The 1,795-nt window shown below is 37.3% G+C and carries 1 protein-coding gene; it reads left to right on the plus strand.

What is annotated here, in order from left to right; translation table 11 throughout:
* Positions 1-1,795 (plus strand): AAA family ATPase (locus LZ24_RS16925; protein WP_144686888.1); only part of this gene is annotated, 1,795 nt, incomplete at both ends.

Genomic DNA, 1,795 nt, shown 5'->3' on the forward strand with positions numbered 1-1,795 from the left:
GAATGTTTTTTAAGACGGGTAATATAGCGGTTATTTCTAAGAATGGTGATAATCCGGTTTGTTTACTGTTTAAGATAACAGTTTGTTTTAAAAAATGTATATTGAAAGAGAAAAATAAAGGTGTTGTTGTTATACCTTTTGGTGGCTGGTATGATGAGCATAATAAAAAATATGGTGCTGGCTTATGGAGTTTGTATTCATATGTAACTGGCAAAGATATGACCAAGGCCATGGATATTATTCAGAAATACGGAGATAGTCTTTCATCCCATAAGTTCGATGATGATAAAAGGAAGAGGTGGTGTCGGCAGATAAAGGTTCCTTTAAAAGATCATGATTTTTTTTTGTTTGATATTTTTGAAGGTAATCCGTGTGAGGTATTAACTTACTATACAAGTTCTGGAATAAAAACAGAGGAAGTTCAGTTCTGGAAGCTTTCTGATAAACTAATTGTTCCAGTTTATTACACTTTATGGGCGTTCCATGATAATCGGAATTGTTTTTCCCAGATGCAATTTCCTGAAAAGCCTTACAGTCTTTATAATCTTCATTTGCTTCCAAAAAATCCACAAGAAATTTATGTTTCGAATATTATTTTTGTTTCTGATGAAATGGAAGCGGATCGGTTGGCTAAGCAGGCATTTTCAAGTTTTTCAGGTGGTTCTCATGATAAAGCTGTTAGGATTTTTCGTAAAAAAAATATTGGTTGTGATTTTGATAAGGTATCATCGGGTACGATATTTGGACCGGAATTTAGTCCATATGTTTTTACAACTTGTTTTAATGGCTTTGCAGGTATCAAAGATGCGGATCTGAGTCCATTGGAGGGTAATAGTATTCGTTTGTATTTACAAGAAGATAGTCCGGATGTGAAGCACTTGCCAGAAGCCATAAAAAGCTTAAAGAAAGCAGGGTGTTCTGAAATACTTGTTAAGATTGGAAATCTTGAGTTTGTAGAAGCAGATGAATATCTTAAGAACATAGGGCGTGGCAAAGAAGTGCAGGGTTTAATTGATGTGGCTCCTGCAGCTAAGGGTTTGGCAACCATAAAAAATAGAAGCTCTGGTTCTAATATAAAAAGAAAAACCCTGATTGATCCTATTATCAAAGAAGGTGATCTGGTTGTAATTTATGGAGAGGAAAAAACCTTTAAATCATGGTTTGGTTACAGCTTGGCATATGCATTGGGTGTAGGGAATCATTCCATAGCCAGATGGAACTCCGGTGAGCCTTTAAGGGTGTTGTATGTTGATGGGGAGTTGTATGAAGATGAATGCAAAGAAAGAATCGAAAAGATTATGGCGGCAGCTGGAAATACCAGTGAAGATTATCCCTTTGAAACTTTTTTAAGAATGGATGCGAAAGGTGAAAATTTTGACATCAGTCTTGAGTCAGAAGAATGGCAGGAAAAAATTGAAGATGCTTTAGGTGACTATGATGTATTGTTTTTTGACAGCCTGTATTCATTGATAAAAAACGATGTGCATTCGGCAGTGCAGGTATTTGGATGGTTCAGGAGACTAGGTGTGGCTGGGAAGACCGTAATTGTGCTGGATCATTCCAACAAAGAAGGAGATGTGCAGGGCGGAAGAGTTAAGGAGCGGGCCGCAAACCTTGTAATGAATGTTGCACTTTTCTCAAAGGGTAGTTCTCGTATAATGGTTTCTTTTCCGCATACAAGGAACTTGAGCCCTGAAGATTCTGCAGCCTTTGATCTGGATATGATTCTTACAGATGATGCCTTCAGTATGGAGGTGATGGCTGAAGCAAAACAAGAAGTTCCTCCCTTGTCTGA

Source organism: Desulfobotulus alkaliphilus (assembly GCF_007830435.1).
In the GTDB taxonomy this organism is placed as follows: domain Bacteria; phylum Desulfobacterota; class Desulfobacteria; order Desulfobacterales; family ASO4-4; genus Desulfobotulus; species Desulfobotulus alkaliphilus.